The 22,782-nt window shown below is 46.4% G+C and carries 27 protein-coding genes; 12 read left to right on the forward strand and 15 right to left on the reverse strand.

Annotation, left to right across the window (positions count from 1 at the left end; genetic code table 11):
* Window positions 1-9: 9 nt before the first annotated feature.
* Together DD606_RS05485 and DD606_RS05490 are read right to left on the reverse strand one after the other, a co-directional pair.
* Window positions 10-1,299 (reverse strand): arsenic transporter, encoded by a 1,290-nt coding sequence (locus DD606_RS05485; RefSeq protein WP_000922628.1) that lies wholly within the window; start codon window positions 1,297-1,299, stop codon window positions 10-12.
* Window positions 1,300-1,344: 45 nt separating this feature from the next.
* On the reverse strand, window positions 1,345-1,665 hold the full coding sequence (locus tag DD606_RS05490) for a transcriptional regulator (RefSeq protein WP_000941305.1): 321 nt from the start codon (window positions 1,663-1,665) through the stop codon (window positions 1,345-1,347).
* A gap of 86 nt (window positions 1,666-1,751) precedes the next feature.
* Here DD606_RS05490 and arsH point away from each other — a divergent pair, with 86 nt between their 5' ends.
* Complete coding sequence (gene arsH / locus DD606_RS05495; RefSeq protein ID WP_000130816.1) at window positions 1,752-2,456, forward strand: arsenical resistance protein ArsH; 705 nt, start codon at window positions 1,752-1,754, stop codon at window positions 2,454-2,456.
* Between the two features lie 32 nt (window positions 2,457-2,488).
* Here arsH and DD606_RS05500 read toward each other — a convergent pair whose 3' ends face one another.
* Window positions 2,489-3,892, reverse strand: coding sequence for an ISNCY family transposase (locus tag DD606_RS05500; RefSeq protein WP_000125668.1), 1,404 nt, complete (start codon window positions 3,890-3,892; stop codon window positions 2,489-2,491).
* 191 nt (window positions 3,893-4,083) lie between these two features.
* On the opposite strand from DD606_RS05500, the gene DD606_RS05505 reads away from it, so the two are divergent.
* The 4 genes from DD606_RS05505 (at window position 4,084) to DD606_RS05520 (ending at window position 6,310) form a co-directional block, all read left to right on the forward strand.
* A complete protein-coding gene (locus DD606_RS05505; protein ID WP_000785965.1) occupies window positions 4,084-4,401 on the forward strand; it encodes a hypothetical protein in 318 nt (105 codons plus the stop codon).
* A 22-nt stretch (window positions 4,402-4,423) separates the two neighbouring features.
* Window positions 4,424-4,729 (forward strand): hypothetical protein, encoded by a 306-nt coding sequence (locus DD606_RS05510; RefSeq protein WP_001100610.1) that lies wholly within the window; start codon window positions 4,424-4,426, stop codon window positions 4,727-4,729.
* 44 nt (window positions 4,730-4,773) lie between these two features.
* Window positions 4,774-5,445 carry a serine protease gene (locus tag DD606_RS05515; protein WP_000285959.1) on the forward strand — a complete coding sequence of 224 codons (672 nt, stop codon included), beginning with the start codon at window positions 4,774-4,776 and terminating at the stop codon, window positions 5,443-5,445.
* A 457-nt stretch (window positions 5,446-5,902) separates the two neighbouring features.
* The gene (locus DD606_RS05520) at window positions 5,903-6,310 is read left to right on the forward strand and encodes a hypothetical protein (RefSeq protein ID WP_001371904.1); all 408 of its coding nucleotides are present in this window, start codon (window positions 5,903-5,905) and stop codon (window positions 6,308-6,310) included.
* A gap of 50 nt (window positions 6,311-6,360) precedes the next feature.
* On the opposite strand, the gene DD606_RS05525 is transcribed toward DD606_RS05520, so the two are convergent.
* The 8 genes from DD606_RS05525 to DD606_RS05560 form a co-directional block, all read right to left on the reverse strand.
* Window positions 6,361-6,750, reverse strand: coding sequence for a hypothetical protein (locus DD606_RS05525; protein ID WP_236689843.1), 390 nt, complete (start codon window positions 6,748-6,750; stop codon window positions 6,361-6,363).
* Window positions 6,647-6,862: a hypothetical protein gene (locus DD606_RS26625; RefSeq protein WP_122966916.1), complete on the reverse strand. Its 216-nt coding sequence runs from the start codon at window positions 6,860-6,862 to the stop codon at window positions 6,647-6,649. The genes DD606_RS05525 and DD606_RS26625 overlap by 104 nt, the downstream gene beginning before the upstream one ends.
* Window positions 6,844-7,758, reverse strand: coding sequence for an IS5 family transposase (locus tag DD606_RS05535; protein ID WP_100185530.1), 915 nt, complete (start codon window positions 7,756-7,758; stop codon window positions 6,844-6,846). The genes DD606_RS26625 and DD606_RS05535 overlap by 19 nt, the downstream gene beginning before the upstream one ends.
* Before the next feature lie 496 nt (window positions 7,759-8,254).
* Window positions 8,255-8,746, reverse strand: a complete 492-nt coding sequence (locus DD606_RS05540; RefSeq protein ID WP_000636790.1) for a hypothetical protein — start codon at window positions 8,744-8,746, stop codon at window positions 8,255-8,257.
* 84 nt (window positions 8,747-8,830) lie between these two features.
* Entirely contained in the window at window positions 8,831-9,346 is a 516-nt protein-coding gene (locus DD606_RS05545) for a hypothetical protein (protein WP_000228894.1), read from the reverse strand.
* 564 nt (window positions 9,347-9,910) lie between these two features.
* Window positions 9,911-13,246: a hypothetical protein gene (locus DD606_RS05550; RefSeq protein WP_000502666.1), complete on the reverse strand. Its 3,336-nt coding sequence runs from the start codon at window positions 13,244-13,246 to the stop codon at window positions 9,911-9,913.
* 222 nt (window positions 13,247-13,468) lie between these two features.
* The gene (locus DD606_RS05555) at window positions 13,469-13,822 is read right to left on the reverse strand and encodes a hypothetical protein (protein WP_000769182.1); all 354 of its coding nucleotides are present in this window, start codon (window positions 13,820-13,822) and stop codon (window positions 13,469-13,471) included.
* A gap of 153 nt (window positions 13,823-13,975) precedes the next feature.
* Window positions 13,976-14,584: a hypothetical protein gene (locus DD606_RS05560; protein WP_000926374.1), complete on the reverse strand. Its 609-nt coding sequence runs from the start codon at window positions 14,582-14,584 to the stop codon at window positions 13,976-13,978.
* A gap of 193 nt (window positions 14,585-14,777) precedes the next feature.
* On the opposite strand from DD606_RS05560, the gene umuD reads away from it, so the two are divergent.
* Together umuD and umuC are read left to right on the forward strand one after the other, a co-directional pair.
* Window positions 14,778-15,212, forward strand: a complete 435-nt coding sequence (gene umuD, locus DD606_RS05565) for a translesion error-prone DNA polymerase V autoproteolytic subunit (protein WP_000111290.1) — start codon at window positions 14,778-14,780, stop codon at window positions 15,210-15,212.
* Window positions 15,202-16,455 carry a translesion error-prone DNA polymerase V subunit UmuC gene (umuC, locus tag DD606_RS05570; RefSeq protein ID WP_001371894.1) on the forward strand — a complete coding sequence of 418 codons (1,254 nt, stop codon included), beginning with the start codon at window positions 15,202-15,204 and terminating at the stop codon, window positions 16,453-16,455. Before umuD ends, umuC begins: the two co-directional genes overlap by 11 nt.
* 45 nt (window positions 16,456-16,500) lie before the next feature.
* Here umuC and DD606_RS05575 read toward each other — a convergent pair whose 3' ends face one another.
* The gene (locus DD606_RS05575) at window positions 16,501-17,310 is read right to left on the reverse strand and encodes a DsbA family protein (RefSeq protein ID WP_000031378.1); all 810 of its coding nucleotides are present in this window, start codon (window positions 17,308-17,310) and stop codon (window positions 16,501-16,503) included.
* 370 nt (window positions 17,311-17,680) lie between these two features.
* On the opposite strand from DD606_RS05575, the gene DD606_RS26395 reads away from it, so the two are divergent.
* Window positions 17,681-18,028, forward strand: coding sequence for a hypothetical protein (locus DD606_RS26395; RefSeq protein WP_121343843.1), 348 nt, complete (start codon window positions 17,681-17,683; stop codon window positions 18,026-18,028).
* A 59-nt stretch (window positions 18,029-18,087) separates the two neighbouring features.
* On the opposite strand, the gene DD606_RS26400 is transcribed toward DD606_RS26395, so the two are convergent.
* The 3 genes from DD606_RS26400 to DD606_RS05595 all read right to left on the reverse strand — a co-directional run bounded on the left by DD606_RS26400 (window position 18,088) and on the right by DD606_RS05595 (window position 19,710).
* Window positions 18,088-18,348, reverse strand: coding sequence for a hypothetical protein (locus DD606_RS26400; protein WP_001439466.1), 261 nt, complete (start codon window positions 18,346-18,348; stop codon window positions 18,088-18,090).
* Window positions 18,349-18,543: 195 nt separating this feature from the next.
* Window positions 18,544-18,936, reverse strand: coding sequence for a hypothetical protein (locus DD606_RS05590; protein ID WP_000843243.1), 393 nt, complete (start codon window positions 18,934-18,936; stop codon window positions 18,544-18,546).
* Between the two features lie 24 nt (window positions 18,937-18,960).
* Entirely contained in the window at window positions 18,961-19,710 is a 750-nt protein-coding gene (locus tag DD606_RS05595) for a thioredoxin fold domain-containing protein (protein WP_000720274.1), read from the reverse strand.
* 147 nt (window positions 19,711-19,857) lie between these two features.
* Here DD606_RS05595 and DD606_RS05600 point away from each other — a divergent pair, with 147 nt between their 5' ends.
* The 4 genes from DD606_RS05600 to DD606_RS05615 all read left to right on the forward strand — a co-directional run bounded on the left by DD606_RS05600 (window position 19,858) and on the right by DD606_RS05615 (window position 22,738).
* Window positions 19,858-20,397, forward strand: a complete 540-nt coding sequence (locus DD606_RS05600) for a lytic transglycosylase domain-containing protein (protein ID WP_000494968.1) — start codon at window positions 19,858-19,860, stop codon at window positions 20,395-20,397.
* An 82-nt stretch (window positions 20,398-20,479) separates the two neighbouring features.
* Window positions 20,480-21,037, forward strand: a complete 558-nt coding sequence (locus tag DD606_RS05605; protein WP_001371950.1) for an HAD domain-containing protein — start codon at window positions 20,480-20,482, stop codon at window positions 21,035-21,037.
* A gap of 123 nt (window positions 21,038-21,160) precedes the next feature.
* Window positions 21,161-22,222 (forward strand): HNH endonuclease signature motif containing protein, encoded by a 1,062-nt coding sequence (locus DD606_RS05610; protein WP_000902297.1) that lies wholly within the window; start codon window positions 21,161-21,163, stop codon window positions 22,220-22,222.
* A 9-nt stretch (window positions 22,223-22,231) separates the two neighbouring features.
* Window positions 22,232-22,738, forward strand: a complete 507-nt coding sequence (locus DD606_RS05615) for a YrhA family protein (protein WP_000654195.1) — start codon at window positions 22,232-22,234, stop codon at window positions 22,736-22,738.
* Window positions 22,739-22,782 lie beyond the last annotated feature (44 nt).

Here is a 22,782-nt window from a genome sequence, read left to right on the forward strand (position 1 = left end):
AGTATCTCATTACAAAGTGAAAGACAGACGAAGCGCCAGTGCTGCAAGCGTGACAAACAGCACGGGGATTGTCATGACAATGCCCACCCGGAAGTAATATCCCCAGGTAATTTTGATATTTTTCTGCGACAGAACGTGCAGCCACAGTAACGTTGCCAGACTGCCGATAGGGGTAATTTTTGGCCCCAGGTCGCTGCCGATGACGTTGGCGTAAATCATCGCTTCTTTGATAACACCGGTCGCTGTGCTGCCATCAATCGACAGCGCCCCGACCAGCACGGTCGGCATATTGTTCATCACTGATGACAGGAAGGCCGTCAGGAAGCCCGTACCCAGCGTTGCCGCCCACAATCCCTGCTCTGCCAGCTGATTCAGCAAGGAAGAGAGATAGTGGGTCAGACCGGCATTTCGTAAGCCGTAGACCACCAGGTACATCCCCAGCGAGAAGATAACGATTTGCCAGGGCGCACCACGCAGCACCTTACCGGTGTTAATGGCATGCCCTTTTTTCGCAACAGCAAACAGAAGCAATGCACCAGCGGCTGCGACCAAACTGACCGGTACGCCCAGCGGCTCCAGTCCGAAGAATCCCACCAGAAGCAACACCAGAACCAGCCAGCCGGTTTTAAAGGTATTCACATCACGTATAGCGTCTTTCGGTTCTTTCAACAGAGAAACGTCGTAAACGGCGGGAATGTCCTTACGGAAAAACAGATGCAGCATCACCAGCGTAGCCGCAATCGCGGCCAGGTTAACCGGGACCATCACGGCGGCATATTCTGAGAAACCAAGCTTAAAGAAATCCGCCGAGACGATATTCACCAGGTTTGAGACAATCAGTGGCAGGCTTGCCGTGTCAGCGATAAACCCTGCGGCCATGATAAACGCTAAGGTTGCTCCCCGGCTGAATCCCAGCGCCAGCAGCATCGCGATAACGATAGGTGTCAGGATCAGTGCCGCACCGTCGTTGGCAAACAGTGCCGCAACCATCGCACCAAGCAGGACGATCCAGGTGAAGAGCAGCCGCCCCCGGCCATTCCCCCAACGGGCAACGTGCAGCGCGGCCCATTCAAAGAAGCCGGATTCGTCGAGCAGAAGACTGATGATGATCACGGCGATAAAGGTGGCGGTCGCATTCCACACTATCTGCCAGACCACCGGAATATCCCCCAGATGAACGACGCCAGTCAGCAATGCCAGAATTGCGCCCAGTGAGGCACTCCAGCCAATCCCCAGCCCTCTGGGTTGCCAGATAACCAGGACGAGCGTGAATAAAAAGATAGCACCAGCCAGTAACATCAGAAACTCCATTCACATTTGTTTATTCGGATATATATATCGCCATCAGCAGGAGACAGATGCCACGCTACTGAGCTTGTTGCGTATGTTTTCTCGTTCACAGTTCCAGGCTGTATCAATAATACCCGCAGCCCATGCTGGCATGTGTGGCGACAGTCGGTAATGCACCCATTTTCCTTCGCGACGGTCGATGACCAGCTCGGCTTCACGTAAAAGGGCCATATGGCGAGAAATTTTTGGCTGAGACTCTGCGGTTGCCGCACAGATGTCACAGACGCACATTTCACCGGACTCCCTGAGAAGCATCACGATAGTTGAACGGGTCTCGTCGGCGAGCAGTTTAAAAAGCTGAACAGGCTGTAGCATGCTTAACCTCGTAAAAAAATAACAATACATATGGTATTTCATATGTGATAACTTTTAAAGCATAGCTTATGAAATGGAGATTTTTTATGACCGACTTACCAGCAATCGAACCGGCTTATTTTGATGATGCGCTTGCCAGCAAACTTACGGGCAACAACGAAACCATGCCGCGAATTCTCATCCTGTACGGTTCAGTACGAGAGCGGTCCTACAGTCGTTTTGCAGCGGAAGAGGCCGGGCGGTTGCTGGCAAAGATGGGGGCTGAGGTGAAAATATTTAACCCATCCGGTCTGCCGTTACCCGATGATGCGCCCGAAAGTCACCCCAAAGTGCTTGAACTCCGCGAGCTGGTCAGGTGGTGTGACGGAATGGTCTGGAGTTCTCCGGAAAGACATGGCGCCATGAGCTCGGTGATGAAGGCCCAGATTGACTGGATACCCCTGAGTGAAGGTGCTGTTCGTCCTTCCCAGGGTAAAACGCTGGCCGTCATGCAGGTTTGTGGTGGTTCACAGTCGTTTAACACGGTCAATCAGATGCGGATACTTGGCCGCTGGATGCGGATGTTCACCATCCCCAATCAGTCGTCAGTGCCAAAGGCATGGCAGGAATTTGATGATGAAGGGCGCATGAAACCCTCACCCTGGTATGACAGGATTGTCGACGTTACCGAAGAGTTGTTCAAAATGACGTTACTCCTGAAAGGGCACACAGCCTACCTGTCCGACCGCTACAGCGAAAGGAAAGAGAGTCATCAGGAGCTCGCGGCACGGGTCAATCAGGCCAAAATCTGACAGCCAGGCATGCCCGGATGGATTACCGGGCTTTAAATCGGTTTCTTCCCAAATATCTCTTCAGAGCGTGACTGAAGTTTCACCAGGGCATTGAACATATCGTCCTGATCCAGGGAACGCTGGGATTTCTTCGTCGTGGGAGCTTTACGCCTGCGAGAAGGGCCGTCTCCGGATGGTACGGATTGCGACCGGTTATTATCCCGCTCGGCCTGGACCAGCTGCGCCATTTCCAGGGCCCGCCCCAGACGTTTGTTATCCACAATGGCCCCCTGATCGATTTCAGAAAGCTTGTCATAGGTGGAGTAGGGAAGTGATACGCCATTAAGCCGGAGCTCTTTATGTCCATCCGGGTAATGCCAGACATCGATGTATTTACCAATCGCCCGACGACTGAATTCGCTGTCTTCAATCAGATAAAGGACTTTGTCGTATTGCACTGTGAGTGATTTCGACACTTTACGAGCTTCACGCCAGTTAAATACCATATCAAGATCGTCATCGACATCCAGTTCCCGATGAACATCAAACGCCTGGCGAGGCGCTTTTGCGAAACGACGGTTGTAATCGTTCATGAACTCTTCGGCAAATGCGTTCGCAGCTTCCATGGAACTGATGCCCTGGAGCCTGAGCTCCTTGACCAGTCGGTCCTGAAGCGTCAGGTGCGCCCGTTCAACGCGGCCTTTGGCAGCACTGGTTTCTGCACAAATGGTCTGAATGTTCAGTTCATGCATCGCACGGCCAAACTGGGTATCGCCGTCGCCGCCGGTTGCATTTTTATTGTTGATCCTGAATACGCTGGCTTTGTCGCTGTACAGCGCAAGCGGTTTGCCATGTTTTTCAATATAGCCCCGGGTCGCTTCAAAATAGGTGAAAGTAGACTCAGATTTCACGAAAAGAAGCTGCATTAAACGACTGGTTGCGTCATCAACGTAAACCAGTGCCGTACACTTAGGTCCCCGATTTTCAAACCAGTGGTGGTCGCAGCCGTCGATTTGTATGAGTTCACCGGCACAGGCACGGCGGTAACGAGGTTGCTGAATTTTTGGCGCACGTTGCTTACGTGGGACCCACAGACTGGCCTGAGTCATCAGCTTACGGACGGTTTCTTTGGAAAGATGAACACCGTGCACCTCAGACAGTTTTTCACAGGCCAGCGTCGGACCGAAATCGTTATAGCGTTCGCGAATAATGTTCAGCGCGTATGCGGCCAGTCCCTGAGGCAACTGGTTGTTACTGGATTTACCACGACGGCGGCTGGTCATGCCAATCGGACCATCTTCACGATAACGCGCAAGCAGACGACGGCACTGACGGTCGGAGATACCAAGCCGCTGAGCTGCCATTTGTGTTGTCAGACGCCGGTCGATGACATCCTGAATGATTTTGAGTCGGTTAACTTCATCCAATGTGAAAAACTCCGCTGCGAGAGCCGTCATGGTAATCCTTACTTGATTATACACGCCGGACATCTTAACTTAGCCATTATCGGACATTACAACTTTGCTACTACAACTTAAGTGCGCATAATCAGGATTATGTAAGATCAGCGTTAAGTAGTCGATTTATTTGAAAGTGACGTCGTCTTTAAGTTAAAATCACCTATAATCAATACCTACTGGAGCAGCTCATGGCTGACACCTACCTCCCCCCGGGCTTTAAAAAATGCAAATCATGTCAGCAAGTTAAACCCTTTGAACAGTTTGGAAAAGAGCTCAAGGGCAAGTTTGGCCTCAAGAGTAAATGCCGAGCGTGTATTAGCGAGAAAAACAAAACGTACGCAGCAGGCCCAGGGGCCGAAGTAAAGACGCAAAATAATAGGACCTACCAGGCAGAAAACAAGACTGAGCTCGCGGAGAAAATGCGCGTTAAGCGTGCGAAAGAAAAATTTGGTGATCGCTATAATTCCTACCTCGCTTCTTTAGAGTCCATGAAAAAACTCAAATAATGTAATCGCCAACGGAGGAATAATGAATGTACATCTGAAATATGATACGATAAAGCACTATCACTTTGATTGGCTAACGCCTGCTGGCGACTATCCTAATTCAGCGGTTATGCTCGTAGGTTTCCGTGATGGGCGCTGGATTATTGTTCAAGAGTTCGGAAATGATTATAGCTGCTTCGAGGGCGTTCTGAAGAATGGTGATGATCTTAATACGGAGCCTAAATTCTATTCCGACTTAGAAAGCGTAGCGGTTGCTGCTTTTGGCATGATGAAGCAGATATATCCCCAGTACCAAGATAGCACGTTAGAAGAATTCCTCGCTGGATAAAATATTCTAGAAACCAAACTCGCCTTATTCGAAGGAAACTGACTATGTATAGAAAGGTTTTAGCTCTTTCAGCCTTACTGATTTCTGCTTGTTCCACCGATAATCCTCATAAACAAAGTATGCACCACAATGATTTTGAGCTTTCGGACTCAGCTGTAAAAATTCAAATCAAGTCTGGAAATAAGACAATCTCCGGCTCAGGTACTTGGATCGATGAACAACATATTCTTACAGCTTCACATTTATGGCTTGATGCAAGCAAGGATTATAGTCTAAGTATAATAACAAGGAATGGGAGCCAACCAGCAACAGTTATCAATATTGATGATCCTAAGAACCGGGACCTCGCTCTTTTAAAAGTAGAAAAAAATACTATTGTCAAAGCCCCACCTAATTGGAAGCTTCCAGTATGTGATAATGTTCTAGCTCCAGGTGAGTCTGTTTGGGTTCTATCGGGAATGTATAATACGCTTTCAAATACGTATGCTTCCCCCGACTCAACCTACTATTATAAAGGAATAGTTGGTTCTGATGGTTTGACTGCTTTTTATCAAAATGGAGTTAGTGGAAGCGCTGTGTTAAACCAATCTAAGAGTTGCTTATATGGTGTTGTGAGTCAACAAGACATTAAAAAGATCAATGTCTATCAGATATATATTACGAAGATTACTACAAATGAAATTATACGCGGATTCATAGGTTATAAAAATAATTAAATGAGCGTAATCTTACAACAGGCAATTCCGACGTTATCTGCGTTGGTCTACCTATCTGAACCTTTAAAAGGAACGTCTATCATGTATAAACTTTTACCCGCAATACTAGTCTTTCTTTCGGTGTTCCTTGGACTAATCGCTCTACTCAGTGCTATCAAAAATGGTTCTGATGAATTGGCGGTATTCCTCATTACACTTTCGGCGTGGTTCGCTGCTTTAAGTAAGTTTTATTCACTTAAACTGTATAAAAATAGTTAGCCTGTGAATCCAAATACAGTTGACAAGTATCCAGCACTGCCCCCGTGATTTATTCAGGTTAGAAGCATTCCCGGAGTGCAGGCTGGGATTAGAAAAGTTACTTTTCTTACGATGTACCAACCAATAGGGCACGACTTATCGTAATGCCTAATTACATATTACCTGTTTAAGTCGATCTAATAATTTCATTGGAGCAGACATGTCCCCGGAATTGGTATCAGGCATTGCACGAGTGGCGCATGAAAAGCTACTTTCAGTTTTGACGGAGTGCGGCACAAAGAAGACGAAAGGCACATGCCTTTTTGCAAGCTATCTTGTATGTTATTTAGCAAAAACTAAAGGTCTAGATGCTGTTGTTCGTGGGGGTAACGGTGCAGATGATGGCGGTATATTTACAGAGAGTGGTGGCTTTGGCCATTATTGGTGTGAATTGAACTTCGAAGAAGTGCAATATTATATTGACATCACTTCCGAGCAGTTTGGGTTTCATCCATACATAGTGAAACGCGTCAACGATATAACAGGATGGCCACGATATATTCCTGGTGATCAGGAAACGGTCGATAGTCATTTAGAACAATTATTACGCGACGGCTATACAGAATAGGCTGCGTATACACTATCGCAGCCTTTCAGGCTCTTAACCCTTGTGACCAGTTAACGGAACCACTCAGGATGACGCTGCCGATCAACGTTGATAACCTGCGAATTAAATTCAACGACATCCGCTGGAGTAAGCATTAATTCATCAGGATTTACAATAAATGGTCTTAAAACCACTTCGCCACCGTCTTCTTTTGCACCGTAGATATTAATAAGAAAGTGCAGTCGTTGATTTCCGTCAGCATTGCGTTGCCATTCTCTAAAAGTCAAAGTCTGTTTAATATAGTTTGTTAAAAGAAATGCGAATTCAGATTCTTCCGTTTGTGAGATACCGTTTTTGTTAGACATTTTTTTTAGTATCTTTCCGAGCATGGATACACAGGCATCTAGGGAAGGTGCGAATAAGCAGGTCATTTCTTCCCAAGCTGACTCGCTGATTAAAATTTCGCGGATCTGGGCCGATTTTTTTCCCGCAAACACATCGAATCAGCCTATTTAGGCTATTTTTTCCACCATTTCTGGCGTTATTTCCGGTTTTTACTGAGATCTCTCCCACTGACGTATCATTTGGTCCACCCGAAACAGGTTGGCCAGGGTGAATAACATCGCCAGTTGGTTATCGTTTTTCAGCAGCCCCTTGTATCTGGCTTTCACGAAGCCGAACTGCCGCTTGATGATGCGAAACGGGTGCTCCACCTTGGCACGGATGCTGGCTTTCATGTATTCGATGTTGATGGCCGTTTTGTTCTTGCGCGGATGCTGCTTCAAGGTTTTTACCTTGCCGGGACGCTCGGCGATCAGCCAGTCCACATCCACCTCGGCCAGCTCCTCGCGCTGTGGCGCTCCTTGGTAGCCGGCATCGGCTGAGACAAATTGCTCCTCTCCATGAAGCAGATTACCCAGCTGATTGAGGTCATGCTCGTTGGCCGCGGTGGTGACTAGGCTGTGGGTCAGGCCACTCTTGGCATCGACACCAATGTGGGCCTTCATGCCAAAGTGCCACTGATTGCCTTTCTTGGTCTGATGCATCTCCGGATCGCGTTGCTGCTCTTTGTTCTTGCTAGAGCTGGGTGCCTCAATGATGGTGGCATCCACCAAAGTGCCTTGGGTCATCATGACGCCTGCTTCGGCCAGCCAGCGATTGATGGTCTTGAACAATTGACGGGCCAGTTGATGCTGCTCGAGCAGGTGGCGGAAATTCATGATGGTGGTGCGATCCGGCAGGGCGCTATCCAGGGATAATCGGGCAAACAGGCGCATGGAGGCGATTTCGTACAGGGCATCTTCCATGGCACCGTCGCTCAGGTTGTACCAATGCTGCATGCAGTGAATACGCAGCATGGTCTCCAGCGGATAGGGCCGTCGGCCATTGCCCGCCTTGGGATAAAACGGCTCGATGACAGCGGTCATATTCTGCCATGGCAGAATCTGCTCCATGCGGGAGAGGAAAATCTCTTTTCGGGTCTGACGGCGCTTAGTGCTGAATTCACTATCGGCGAAGGTGAGTTAATGGCTCATGATGTCCCTCTGGGATGCGCTCCGGATGAATATGATGATCTCATATCAGGAACTTGTTCGCACCTTCCCTAGACTTAACGATGTTAAAATTTTGGTTGTATTAAAATCCTCCTGCGAAAGTGAAATCATCCATGTATTATCTTTATGATAGTCGGTGATATAAATAAAATGAGATGTAAAAGGCGTTGAGTGATTGAACTCTCCTAAGTTCCATCCATACTGTCTCACTGTATTTGAGCTAAGTTCTTTGTCGGTAATGTTCATAATTCATACCTTTCGATAAAGTCTGTAATGATAATTAGCTATCTCAAAGGCCCAGAACAACTCTTGAAATAACCTCACTCGAAGAATTTATCATATTGAACACCCCTACCTAATAACCTTGCCGACTTAATAAATCACAATAGCCCTCCCCTGTCATTTTAAAACGCTACTTGAATTTTTGATAGCTTATAGTTGTTTTACGTTCTTTGTGATACTCATATGTCATCTTCTCTTTCCAGTACCAATCTTGTAAATCCTGCAAGTCTAGCCCATTTTTCTCACGTATGCTTTCGTGTAATTCGCTAAGCGCGAGTTTATCATTAGGTTTATAAATGGCTAATTTTTCTTCAAATAAATCCAGCCAACGTTTCCCCATCTTTCGACGCAAAACAAACACCATCGTGATAATTGTACTGAAATGCACAGCAATTAGTTCCAACTTATGCGATTGCTGACCAGATAAAATTACTATTGTAACAACAGGGATGGCCGTATATAAAGCAATCAAAGCGACCATAAGTTGATATGGTTTTTCCCGTATTACCATGTCCATGGGTAAACCAGAGGACGCTACTGCTTGCCAAAATCTTAAATACCTTCCGATGGACTTAAACCTTTTCCCGTTTTTATGCATAAACCTGTTTTTATTTACTATCATGTTAGACCTCTATTTTTCTGTAATTCTAGAAGAATGTTACCTTAACCCTTAACAGGGATAACACCGCATGTATTATCTCCATAATCAAAGCGCAGGGCCGGTAATAAAAAGTACCATACCATCGATGTGTAGTTCGTTCAGTGCATCCCTGTCCGTGGATAGCTTTCTAATGTTGTCAGGAGTTGCATCAATCGGGTATAAATCTTGCGTCAGTTTGACGAGATTCTTCTCAGTGCAGGTAAGACCGCCTTCAGCGAGAGTGCGCAGGTAATCACTAAACACGACTTCTTTTTCATCAGAGGTAAGTCGCTCGAAGTACCCCATATGTTCGGACGTGAAATTCTCATCTGCAATACTTCTCACTACTGAGATGATATCCGACCTTATGACCAACTCCCGCACCGCAGCATAAAAAATCCTGCCGTAATGTCCTGACACGTTTTCCTTTGCGAGCCACCAGCGCTCATCCGTGGTAACGGGTACTGTGGTCGGGGATGCCAGTAGCAGAACGGGGCTTAAACCGGATCGCGATAACCCTTCAGCAAAAGCTTCTTCAGGAAGACTGCTAACAGGCTTGCCTTGATAACGTGCTTCTACCATCTATGCTTCTCCTTTCTGATGTAGGCATGACTGCCTTCTATTTAAGCAATCAGTAAACCGGATTGAGCTGAGCAACGTTATCCTTCTCCCATCATTGCTTGCCACTTTTACCATAAGCGCCAAACAATTAGCCCCATTATTCCGGTTGTAAACTGAACCTTAACACTAACCAGTATGAATCGGTCATCTGGGGCAAAGTGTCCACCGGGTTGAAGTAGCCAGGTTGTTAGCGGCGGATGGAAAGCCAGTACGAATCCGTAAACTATAAAAGCCAAGCTCAGTAAAAGAAGGAGCATGCGCCCAATACGTTTGAGTTGATAAGATAAACTCGCGCTAGTTTTTCGTGGGGGTACGATATGGTCTTTCAACACTGTCTCCTTGCCAGCAAATGCCGAAGCGCTGGCATAAAGATTAAACAATTTTTATGCCAGTTACTCCGGCGAGATGGGTGATAATCCTCGTTGCCATCATAAAGCCTTATCTCTTTCAAATTTGAGCGATAAGGGGTCTTTGAGCCTGTAATGGCTTTTTGTTTGATGTTTTGATGGCACCTGCCCCCGCGTTTTACCATGACCGAAGTACATAGCGGCTCACACCTTCTGCTGGCTGTTGCCACTCGCTATTCTCCGTTGACGGTCTGAGGCGCGTCGAGCCCCGGGAGATGTTTTTCATCGCCTGCTCAAGAGTGTCCATCCTGTAGGTTTTGATGTTCACCCCTTCTTCAGAAATAGGCCCCAGCAGTTCCGTAACCTCACGCTCACCCTGATAAATATCGACCCACTGTGTAATATTCACCTTATCACCATTCGCATCAATGCCACGTCGGTTAAAGTGGTCAATTTCAAACTCACACACGGTTACCGGTACCAGCCCCTCCGGGCGCGGATACCCGAGTATTTCATCAAAACCAGGTTCCCCTTCATCAGTGACCAGATCAGGCGTCAAATAGAGTTTTCCGTTACGGGAAAAATGCGCAACATGGCAGGACCACTGGTCATTTAACATCGTTGGCATGCTTGTGAACATTCCTGAATACCACCGTCTGGCATTATCAACTGATTTGGTGACGAGGATTTCATCTGGTACTTCCCCGTTGTCCATGGTGTAAAAACTGAGAGACAGAGCGGTATTTCTGCGTGAAAGTAGCTTTTCTTTATTGACCTCTTTATTTTCAAATTTGGACAGGTATTCCTCAAGGAACAGCGCCTGCAACTCGGGTGTCGGCGCTTTCTGATAAAACCAGTCGGCCAGGTCTTTAGTGCCAATATAGATGAGGCTGGCTTTACCTTTTTCGCTCTTGACCGCAACAGGAGCCATTAGGCTTACTTGCTGTACGTACTCACTGGTTTCATTGATACTTTCATAGGCCTCAATCCACTGGCCAAGCAGATTGGTGTAAATCACCGGATCGTTCAGCTTTAAAAACTGCTTAAGAGCCTGAGCGCCACGGGAGCATGTATCAAAATAACGCTGCTTCTCTTCGAAGCTTTTGAAAGCAGTCTTTTTGCCCGACCATGTGGCCACCAGCTGTTCATCTTCGAACAGGGTGTTTTCAGCTGGTAAGAAGTGTTTCATTTTCGCAAAACGTTGATGAGTGACGTTTAAGACATTTCGGGATGTAGCAAGTACCATTCGATGAACCCAGGCATGCCCTTCCATCCGGTTGTCGCATTCAAAATTTGCTGGTGCGGCATATGCAACAAGTTTCCCTGAAGCATTTACCGATAACCTGACCAGCTCATAGCCTTTGCTGCTAATAAAATTACGAACCCCGGGAAGATGTTTGAGCCCCACATCAGCGAGCATATAGAGCTGGTTCAGGAGCTCTTTGGAGCCCTTCTCTGTACTCATGGCAGCTTCCAGCGTCGCCCCCCTGTTATCAGCTCGCCAGGCTACAATGCATCGATCTATCAACTCTGATCTCAGATTAGGCTGGCCAATATTTCCATCGGCCAGAGCCTGGCTCAGCATCTGCCGGTAAGGTTCTTCTGCCTCACGCTCGGCACGAATATAATTTAAAGCCATCTTGAAGAAGCGAATGTAAAACAGGTGATTAGACCTGAATTTACGTCTGTGAATGTACCATTCGAGCTCCTCCGCTTTAATGGTATCCATGCACAGGAAACCCAGTTCAGCATCATTCCTGCTGGACTCCTTAAATAAAGACAAATTCACCTTACAATTGAAATCTCGATCCGTTGAGTATCTGTTTACTGTTGCGTTGACACAGATATCGTCTCCCTGACGGAATGCAATAACCGGCTCATAGTTTTTATGGGTTCTCCCAAGCCATTTATAGCCAGAGTAGCTGTTGTCTTCCTGAACTGCTCCTGGTGCTGTCACTGGGTTCATCAACGAATCCCAGTTGCACATTACCCGGGATCCGGACTGAAGGCATGAGTTTGCCTGTTCAAGATAACTTTGCAGAGACGGCCGTGTCTCAGCCATACCCAAAAGGCCAGAACCGTCTTTGTCGTGCAGAAATTGGAAGTACCGTTCCTGGAACTCAAGGCTCAGAAAACTGTAAGGGGTATTGGTATCATAGAAATCACCAAATAGTTTGAGCCGGTGATCGAGGCCGCAGATAAGGATCAGGAAACGACGGTAGTGAAGTGCCATAAGATCATGCTGCTTCAGTCGGTCGGTATAACTGACGTCCTCAAACTTTATGGTGCTGCCATCAATCCCCTGGAAATGTGCTTCCTGTTCGCTGGCGGAAGGGAATAGCTGCGAAGCCCCAAGATGGCTTTCTACCGAAGAGTAAACCTGATGAATATTTTGACCGTCCCGGACCAGAAGGAATACAACCCGGTTCCTGTCATTGCGGACATGATTTTCCCAGGGATCGCGGTAATCGATATAACGTCGTGTTGTGGCCATACATACGATGGAACGTTCGGACGGAAAAATCTGCTCCACCAGCCCGGGGCTGGTTCGTAAAGTTTCATGAAATTTTTCCATATCAGAGAAGTCGAACCAGCTATCGAGATCGCACCATACGGCCAGCTCTTCATCCACCATCAGCTTTGCCTGAACGACCTGGAGCGGGAGGTGTGATGGAGCGGATTCACCCTTCACGATATTCACTACCTCAACGTCTTTGCCGGTATACAGTTCCAGACTGCCAACGCCATCGTGGATTTTCTTCACATATTCCATGGCTTCTTCTGTAGTGGCCAGACTTGCCGCTGCAACTTCCTCGAAATAGGGCAGCATTCTTTTGCTGGCATTAGCGATTGCCTGCGTTCGTTGTGTGATGATTTTGCTGATGGCTGTGCTGATCTGCCCTTCTTTTAAGGCCGCTTCTCTGATTTGTTCAATGCGGGTATCTGAAATACCAGAGGACAGAGCATTTTGAACTGATCCAATCGCCAGTGAGGTTACCGCCTGCTGCTCTTGTGGGGGCACTAACGCAACGCTAAGGCCCGTCACAGGGTTTTCACGGTCATCTGTACCTAATTGCTCAATCGCAAGGTCACGGAGCCCCTGAGCATCGCTCACGAGGGCTGTAAGCGATGCCTGTAGGCTATTCACTTCTTCCTGAGCTTGTCTGAGTTCAGCATCCCGGATTACCTTATGGTCGGGTTCAAATACAAAACTGGACAGAAAATCCTTAACCAGGAAGCGATGCTCTCGCATTTCTTTGCCACGTTCCCTACGGTTGCCGCTGCTGTCTTCAGTGACAATAGCTACAGTCTGACCGTAAACGCGGGGATGGGCGCGTAGAATCACTGTGTGCAGCTTATCTTCAACGTAACGCAAAGACGTAATGAGCAGCGTATCCCCTGCCACAATACCCTCTTCAGGGATGCTGTCAGTGGACGTCCAGTACTGACCCGCCAGCAAAGAATGAAATCGCTCTAAACGGTCAATGTTATTTTTGCTGACCAGGTCACCCATATACCTTTCCTTCCAGATTCGTATGTTAGGTGAATCATACCAGATTGCACTTACCGTCTAATAACTCAAAAAACACCAACTTCGGCATTCACTAGAAATGAATCCGTCCACTATTATTCATTAATTAAATAGATTCTTAGATATGAATAGCGCATTGCTTTTAAAGCAGGTTTCGCAAAGGGTTAAAAAAGGCTTCTTAAGTGAAGCCTTTAATAATAAATGCTACTTATCTTCAGAGGGATACATTTCCCAGTATTTATTACGTACATTAACAAGGCAATGGTCTGCTGTTTCTGAAGCGCCTTTGTCGCGGTTTACAAAGGCTTCTGCAACTTCATCCAACTTATCCGGTACCGTATTTAATGGTAATGCCTGCTTCAGGTTGGTGGTTACCAGTTCCTTTGCTTTATCATGATTAAGTTCAGTTCGGATGCTTGCATCTTTACAAATATCATCAACCTTACCATCAAGAATAATGTTTGGGATAGGTTCGTTTTCAACTTTATGTGTAGTATTAGCAGAGGAGCCAAAAGCGACTGACATCATCGCACACAGCAGAATATTTTTTAATTTCATAGTTCACTCCATTATGACTATTGATATCTACTTATGAAGTATTAGTTATATCATGTTTGCCGTCAAAACATAGAACCCACTGTTTTGACTTTAAACATATCATGCTACAACGTTTTTTTGCACGTGACTTTAGTAGGCATGATTTATGAGGTTTCAGCAGGACGTCAGATTGTTGTCGATCCAGTATTGATGCAAGCCTACCGTCCATTTCTTCGATAAGGCCGAAAGTAAAAGCGCTAAACCACAGCAGTTACCAGGAGTAAAAATTCGTATGGGATCTGGAGAACCGACTTTAACACTCATAATGAACTCCAGAATGTTGCCATGGCATAGACTATTTCTAAGCCTGACGATATCTGCTTCAGGTTTTTTACCAGCGTCTATCTTTGCCAACATATTCTTCTCGGCTGGAAATGACAGTAATTCTATCGGCATCCCTTCCTGCTTAGCCTTTCGCATTAAAGCGTTACTCATTACTGACGTACCATCTAAGTCCACCAGTACAGGAACTGACTGCTGAACGTTAACAGTTGATTTCAACTTCAGCGTAACCCTGAGTGATGTTTCGATCCCATTCAGAAAGCTCGTACAGGCCGGTAACCATAGACCATGATGCAGCGCCTCGGTTGCTTGTTTAAAAAACCAGTCAATCACGGGGACAGTGCAATGCTCATAATAGTGATTTACCTCGCTGAACCTTGCCATATAAGCATCGTACTCAGCCTGGTCTTCAGGAGATAAAAAATTTGGTGGGAGGAGCATCAGAATCCTTTCATCCTAGCTTGTATACCTTCTTCGTAGGCCAGCTCGCCATTATCGGTAAAAGATGGTTTTTGATGTTTATGATAAAGCTTAATTTTTCGTCAGGCTTGATAGCGTTACCGGAGAGATTTGATCTTTTCTCTTCAACTCGCAATACTGTTTATACATACAGTACAAGAATTCGAGTGTAGCTATGTCTGTTATCCTTGAGCACATTAGCAACAAGCCTTACGAAATGGCACCTTTTTTCAGTGATTTACTAAGCTGTGGAGTGATGAGTCCGTGCGCCGGGCATGAAGATAATGAATTAAATTTGCATGAATATGTAGTCCGCAACCGCCCCTCAACCTTCTTTGTCAGGGCGGCGGGCCTCAGTATGATCAATGCCGGTATCAATGATGGAGCAATACTGGTTGTGGATCGGTCTTTAACAGCACGACACGGCTCTATCGTCGTTGCGCTGGTGGATGGAGAGTTTACGGTAAAGATCTTACACACGTATCCTGAGCTGCTTTTGATGCCTTCTAATCCAGCCTATAAGCCGATACGTGTAAATCCTGAATCCCTTGAGATATGGGGCGTCGTCACCTTTGCACTGAATCAGTTCAGCCATGTACATGCACGTTGATATTAACGGAGCCTATGCGGCATTTGAGTGTGCGATGGATCCCAAGCTGTCAAAAAAGCCGCTCATCATAGCCAGCAATAACGATTCGTCCGTCATTGCAATGAATAAACTGGCTAAAAGCGTTGGTATTAAGCGTGGGACCCCAATTTTTAAGTGCAGGGATTTGATTCAGCAACACCGGATCGAAGTCCGGAGCTCTAACTTTACTTTGTATGAAGACTACTCAAATCGCTTCCATGAAACGCTGGAAAGCTTCGCGCCTCAATCGAGTCGATATAGCATAGATGAAAATTTCATGTTATTGAAAAACATGAACAAGATAATAGATTATGAAGATTACGGCCGGTTGATCAGAAGTACACTTCTTCATAATCTGTCCCTTACCTGTGGTGTGGGTTGTTCAAGCACCAAAACCCTCGCTAAATTATGCACCTATGCGAGCAAACGATGGGCAGCTACAGGCGGGGTTGTAGTTTTGACTGATCAGGCCAGGATCAGGAAGCTCCTGAGCCTGATCAGTACCAGAGAAATATGGGGTATTGGTCGAAAGATTAGTGAACGCCTGTCGGCTTTCGGGATCATCACTGCCGGTGATTTTTATAATAGCGACGTTCGCTTTTTACGTAAAAGCTTTGGCGTTGAAATCGAGCGTACCTGGCGGGAACTGCATGGCGAACCATGTTTCCGGCTGCACGAGTCTCCTCCTGTCAGGCAACAGATTATCGTTTCCAGAAGTTTTGGTCAGCGCCTTAATGAGATAGGCAAGCTACATGAGGCAGTTTCATTTTTTACCGCCCGGGCGGCAGAGCAGCTGCGCAAGGATGGCTCGTGGACCCGTCAAATCACAGTCTTCATTCAGAGTAGCAATTATGCGCAAGGTGAAAACCGCTACAGCAATTGTGGTATCGAGCCGCTTACCGCTACACAGGACACCCGCGATCTGGTTGATGCAGCCATGACCATCCTGAACCGCATTTACAGACCCGGGATAGCGTATGCGAAAGCAGGGGTAATGCTCTCCGCTATGACTGACGGCACAGAGCAACTCAGCCTGTTTGATACTCGCCCGGCCAGGCCTGGCAGTCAGGCACTGATGAAAGTTATGGACCGGTTCAATAAAGAAAAGCGCGGAGCTCTGTTTTTACTGGGGGAAGGCATTCAACAGGATTTTCGTATGAAGCAGGCCATGCTATCACCGAGATATACGACCCGCTGGGATGAATTACTCGTTGTAAAAGCGTAGCGGCCATGACCGGCATGGCCGTACTCATCAAATGTGAAAGTAACTTTAGGCCCCGCGAGCTTTTTCGATTGCGCCCTGCAAAGTTGCTGCGTCCATAGCCCCGGGGATAAATGTGGTAGTCGCCGCATTCGGCTTTTTCATATTCATAATGATGAAACCGGGTGTGCCGGTGATCCCGAGCGCTTCGCCCAGCTGCATATTGCCGGAGATCACGTTTTCATACCGGTTTTTTTCCCTGTCAGAAAACGTGCTGTTAAACCCTGACTTTTCCACCACAGTATTAAAGTCAGTGAGTTCGAATTTGCGTTGAGAGGTCATGAAGGTATGAGCCACAGCCATCAGGTTGTTGTGGTACTTACGATAGGCTTCAGCACCGAAATTCTGATAGACGTGCAGACCCGTAGCGGCCCCCATGGCAGATACAGGTTTTGAACCGGCAAAAATCGGGAATTCTTTAAAGAAGAATTTTACATCTTTGCTCTGATTCATTACCGATTCAACAACAGGTGTAACCCGCATGCAGTAAATACACTGATAGTCGAAGAACTCGATTACCGCGACGTCGGCGTCATCAGGGCCGATGTTTGGCGTCTCCTTGGTATCCAGCAGAGCTGGCGCATATGGAATTATTCGTTCCACTGAGGCACTCACGTTCTGATTTTCCAGCGCCTTACCTGCTTCCACTAAATAATGGGGATTTTTTACCAGGTAAGTAGCGGCAATTTTGCCAATTTCTTCCTCACTGAGCACCTTCGGTTTAAAATAAGTTGCCGTGATTAACGCCGAGGCAGCGGTAGCAATAACCGCAGAAATTAAAATCGTGGCCATCGGTTTTAAATAAAATTCTTTAGACATAGCTACCTTTATGCTTTTCAGCCTGTTAGTTATTAACCTGCGATGGATTATACTGGCCCGGTAAATCGGAATTATTCGTGAAACAATGCTTTTTGGAGATTAAAGGATGATTAGGCAGGGCTTTATACTCACAACCGCAATGCTTTTGAGTGGATGCGGATATCATTTCGCAAACCAGGTAGATGCGTACGATCTAATGCCTCGTCCTGTTACAAATAAAAGGTTTCAGATAGTCCCTCCGGACGAAAGTATTCAGTCCAGAATGTTTTCAGGCCGTTTTGCTGATGGATTAGCAAAAAAAGGAGTCATTATTTCCACTCACCAGCCAGATTATGTGCTCAGGTTCCGAATCAGCAGCTCACAGGAGAACATGCAGTATAGCGAGCAGCTTCTTACTGGGGTGACAGGCTACGTTGTAGATAAAAAGACAACGAGAACTGACAAGCATGGCGAATTGCATACTGACTATGACTACAAGCCAGTCGATGGGGTAATAGGCACTGAGACGATGTCGCAGATGCACTATATGCGACAGCTGGATGTCGAGGTATACCCGTCAGCGAAAGGAGCAAAGCAGGTTCTGAAAGTGAGTATGCAAAGCAATGCACCTGTGCCGTCAGACAGCATTGCTTATTCAGCAATGATCGACGCCTTTACTGATAAATTTGATGCGCCGCTGCGTTCCGGAAATTATGTTGCAGTGATCCCCTGGAACTGAAAGCAGACGGCGGGAAGAGAATGTTCAAAAGTGACTTTTGGACACGCACATTAACGTGGCTATCGCCCTCCCCCATTAAAATCATAAAGTCGGTAAAGATCGCCCATCGTGATGGAATTGGGCTTATTAATGAACAGATACTGTAACTGTTCTTTATGTTGAGTACTGGCAGCTGCATTCATAAGCACTTCCAGGTAGAACTTGTAGCCTATGCTTCGCTCTGAATACATATACTGGAACTGCATCAGTAAAATGCCTGACATAACATACAACAGCAGCAGACTGAGTAATACAGTGCTATCAGGCTGTTCCAGTGCCATACTGACATACCCTGAACCCAGAATGCACAGAAGCCACCCCGTCATTAGAGCAGGCACCCTACGACTCAGACGTTTATAACAACGTTTTATTACGGGATCCCGGAGATACTTTTTGTCAGGTATCCCCGTTGCTCTGATGACGAAGCTACTGAGTATCGACATCTTTTTTCCTTCTGGACGCTCTCAGTCAATAAATCAGGCCAGGCGCTCATTGAAAGCTACCACGAGCTGCGAATCGGGATTTTTTACCAGTTCGGGCCGGATAACTTTTAGTTGCCTCGTTGGGGCGAGCTCATCTGTAGGCCTGATGGTGGTATTACCCGGCCCCTTGCGGGTACTGTCGGTGTTTACCTTGAGCTTTTTATTTCCCAGGTAGCTTTCCATCTTTTTAGAGATGGTGTCACCTGTGGTCGCAACACCAGAGAGTTCCTTTAGATGTTCACCTTTATCCATTTGTACCGATGACATCAGAAATCCGATTCCGGGATCGTTTTCCGTTCCACAGGCTCCGTACTGACATTGTGCAGCGAAAACGGGCTGTACACCTACAGCAACCAGCATTAACGTACTCAGTAAAGTAGATTTCATACACACCTCTTACAGTCGGAAAAGTTACTTTTGCGCAGCGCCCATTTGGGTCACCAGGTTTTCCGGGCTCAGCCACCCCGTAAATAACTGCGGTTTGCCGCTTAGTGTCACCATGGTAGGAGTACCTTGCAGCGGGATTGTTGAGGCCACCTGGAAATGCGATTTGATAATGTTTAAGCAAGCCTCATCAGGACGTCCTTCCGGGATAGTTGAAACCGGATTCATCGCTGCATCCAGAGCTTCGTTTGGCTTTGCTGAACACCAGATTTTGGCCATGTTCCCGGCTACTACCGAGTTCAGTCCTGCACGTGGGAATGCAAGAAACTTAATCGAAATACCGGCATCAAGATAAGACTTCAGATCATGATGCAGTTTTTGGCAGTATCCACAGGTTATATCGGTAAAGATAGCAAGCCGGTATTTTTCGTTTGGTGATTTGTAGTCGATGGATTTTGTTTTGGATGCGAATTCCCGGACGCCCATTAAAATGGCCTGCTCAGTGGTGTTTACCACATCTTTACCTTTCACGTGGAATAAGCTTCCGGTAAAAATGTAATCTCCGTCTTTGCTCACGTAACTTACCCCCTCCCTGGAAATCACCGTAAAAATATCTTTTACTGGCGAGGGTTCGACGTGCTCGATTGAAAGCCCAATGGCTTTGAGCTTATCCCGGGCTGCATCTGGCAGTACCATTGTATTAACCGGCTCGGCATTCATCGTGAAGGCGGTACTTAATGAAAGAAGTAATACCGATGCCTTAATAATTTTTTTCATTTCCGCTCCTTAAATCGAGCACTAATATTATCACGCCCCAAAATTCCAGAATTTTGCTTAAACGCTTAAATCAACGGGTAAAGCCGAAAGAAAGTCGATAGATATATGGGAGAATAGATAAAACGTAGATTCAGTGGAGAAATCGTTGTGTTTACACCACCAGCAGATGATGTGAAACCTATTCCCGTTCCTGATGAGATTTACACTCAGTGCATTACGGATGCCGCCCGCTACTTCGGAATTGATGCTGAACTGGTTTTTACGTTGTTTGACAATGAAGGCGGTAAGGTTGGTACTTTCAGCAGGAATACTAACGGCACTTATGATATTGGCCCAATGCAGATCAACTCATCCAATCTACCTGAAATAAAAAAGCATTTCCCGACGGTAACGTGGCGGGTTCTGGCTTACGATGCTTGCGCAAGTTTCTGGGTTGGAACATGGTGGCTCTATAGAAAAATTGTTGATCGCAAGGGCAATGTGTTTGAAGGGATTGCAGATTACAACAGCAAAACCCCAAAGGTACGTGCAAAGTACATATTTAACTTCATGGTAAAGTACAATCGCCGGATCCAGCAGCGTAACGGGATGGGTGAGCTTTATCAATGGACCCAGCAACCTCCTCGATACAATGGCCATATAGCTAAAAATGTCCCGGAGCAAAACCCGACTCCTGTTGTTAAATAAATACAACCCGATATTACAGAAGATCATCGAGTGGCTTGGGTAAACCACCACAAATATTTCACACTGACTCAGGAGTAATATATTGTCTTCTTCTGCAAGAAATTTATTTAAGATTCTCTCTTCTTTCTTGATCCAGAAAAACCCTCATCATGAAGAAGTATGTGTTCATGAAGAAACAACAGCTGGTTTATGGGCCCCTCTCCCTGATTCGCATGTCGTGCTTTTCTTAGATTTCGATGGGGTTTGCCACAGGTGTAAAAATGAAACCTTTGAGCGAATGCCACTGTTAGAGAAATTGCTGGATAACTGCCCTGCCATGGTGATTGTTATCTCCAGCTCATGGCGTGAGTGCGCTAATACAAGTTATCTGAAATCTCTGTTCCGGGTGCCTTATAGAGACAAAATCATAGGTGCAACCGGTTCGGTATATTTAAAACACGGACAGACTGGTGTGCGGGCTGCCGAGTGTGAGGACTTTGTCTTTTCACATCGAGTTAAAGCATTTATCTGCCTTGATGACGACGAATCATTATTTCCGGCCGGTTATCCGCATTTGCACAAAACCGATTATTACACGGGCCTCACCGAATCTGACCTTGCAGCTCTTAACGCAAGGTACCATCAGCTCATGGGACGCTGATGAACAAAGTAACTTTCCTTTTACCCTGTCACTGCTGATCTCGTACGCCCATCCACTTTAGGATTGATTGTTTTATACCATACGCAATAATGTCTCATATGAATTCGACAAGAAAGGGACATTATGCTGCATCACTGTCAGGCTAAGTCACTGGATGACATATACCTTGAGGATATTCCCCACATCATACATCCGGCCACGGCGGTACATGACCTCGAAGATACCGCCCTGCCAAACCGGATTATTCAGGAATGGAATTTACCGCAGGGATATACACAGTTTGTCAGCCGGTATCACCAGTTCCACCATCAACGCCCCTGGCTCGCTTACCGCGATACGCTTGACGACATCAGATACGGTAAGATCGTTCTGCTTAGAAAAGACATAACCGGCAATGCCGGGCCGGGGGTTATATCAAATGGCAACCTACGCAATGACCTGCCCCTGTCCCTCTTTACCCGTCTGCGCGATATCATCTCTCGTCAGTTGAAACGCCCGGGGTATTACGTTCGATCAACGACACCAGCACAGCACGCCCAATCAACAAAAACCATTAATTCCAAAGCGGCTGGTCGTCTTCTCGCAGCTGGCGGGCTTTATAATGGAAATGTGGAGGGATTTCGACATACGGCTGAACAACTTGGCGGCGAAGCTGTTGAAGGCTATGACCAGGTATTGAACGAAACAACTTCAGGTATGCTGGTTGCAGCGGCTTCACTTCTGGTTATCCGAAATCCAAGGTCTGCGGATGAATTGACAAGTTATCTCGGCAAGTACAAAAAAGCACACGTTTTGCTCGATGATATGAATGTTAGCGAATTGAACTACATGCGCCGAGACAGAGCTGAATATTTAGCTCTCCGTGGACAATTCAACAATACTGTACGCCCTAACTTCCTTAAATCACTTTCAGACCACCCAGATGCCCTGGCTACGTTTGAACCTAACGATTTGATGAAACTTGCAACAGGCAAGGTCCCCTCTGGGTGGCAGGTTCACCACAAGATCCCTCTTGATGATGGTGGCACAAACGCTATAGACAACCTGGTACTTATTCAGAATTCACCATACCATTCAGCACTGTCGAAAGCACAATCCATCATTACGAAGGATCTACCGTATAATTCAAGCACCAAAGTTCTATGGCCATCGCCGAACGGTGTTATCTACCCGGTAGGAAAGTAAGAGGCGCTCATGAAAGATTTAACTCAACTACTCAGCAGCTTAAAGAGGTTGATGGTTGCAGATCACTACCCTTTAGCCAGCCCGGTAGCCCCGGAAGTCTTGAAAGACTTAATCTGCAATCCGCCTCCAGTGGAGTGGGCAGATCACAAAAAGAGCGCCTATATAGATATACAGAAACTCATTAAAACCAGGCTTGATTATGCCCAAGTGTTTAATGCTATGGATGGTTTTGAGTACAACGGACTTACGTTTTATAACCTTGTTCAGGCAGAGAACGAAAATCTATTGTGGTCAAATATTTACATACGCAACTTTGAAGCACGAGACAATGAAATCTACGTTGACCCAAATCTCACTGATAAGGTGTTAATCGGAGAAGATGGCATGTCACTTTTCGCTTATAGTTTTGCAGACGACTGCTTTCAGATAAGAGACAAAGCATCTACTGATTATGTTATTGAATCTCATACAGAGTTTGATAGATTTTTGTCTTCACTGATTCAAACCGTCAGTTGAATGTTCCGCAAGAGCGGTACTTCTGAAAAAAAGGCCGCAAACAC

Source organism: Enterobacter cloacae complex sp. GF14B, assembly GCF_004136805.1.
Lineage (GTDB): Bacteria > Pseudomonadota > Gammaproteobacteria > Enterobacterales > Enterobacteriaceae > Enterobacter > Enterobacter hormaechei_C.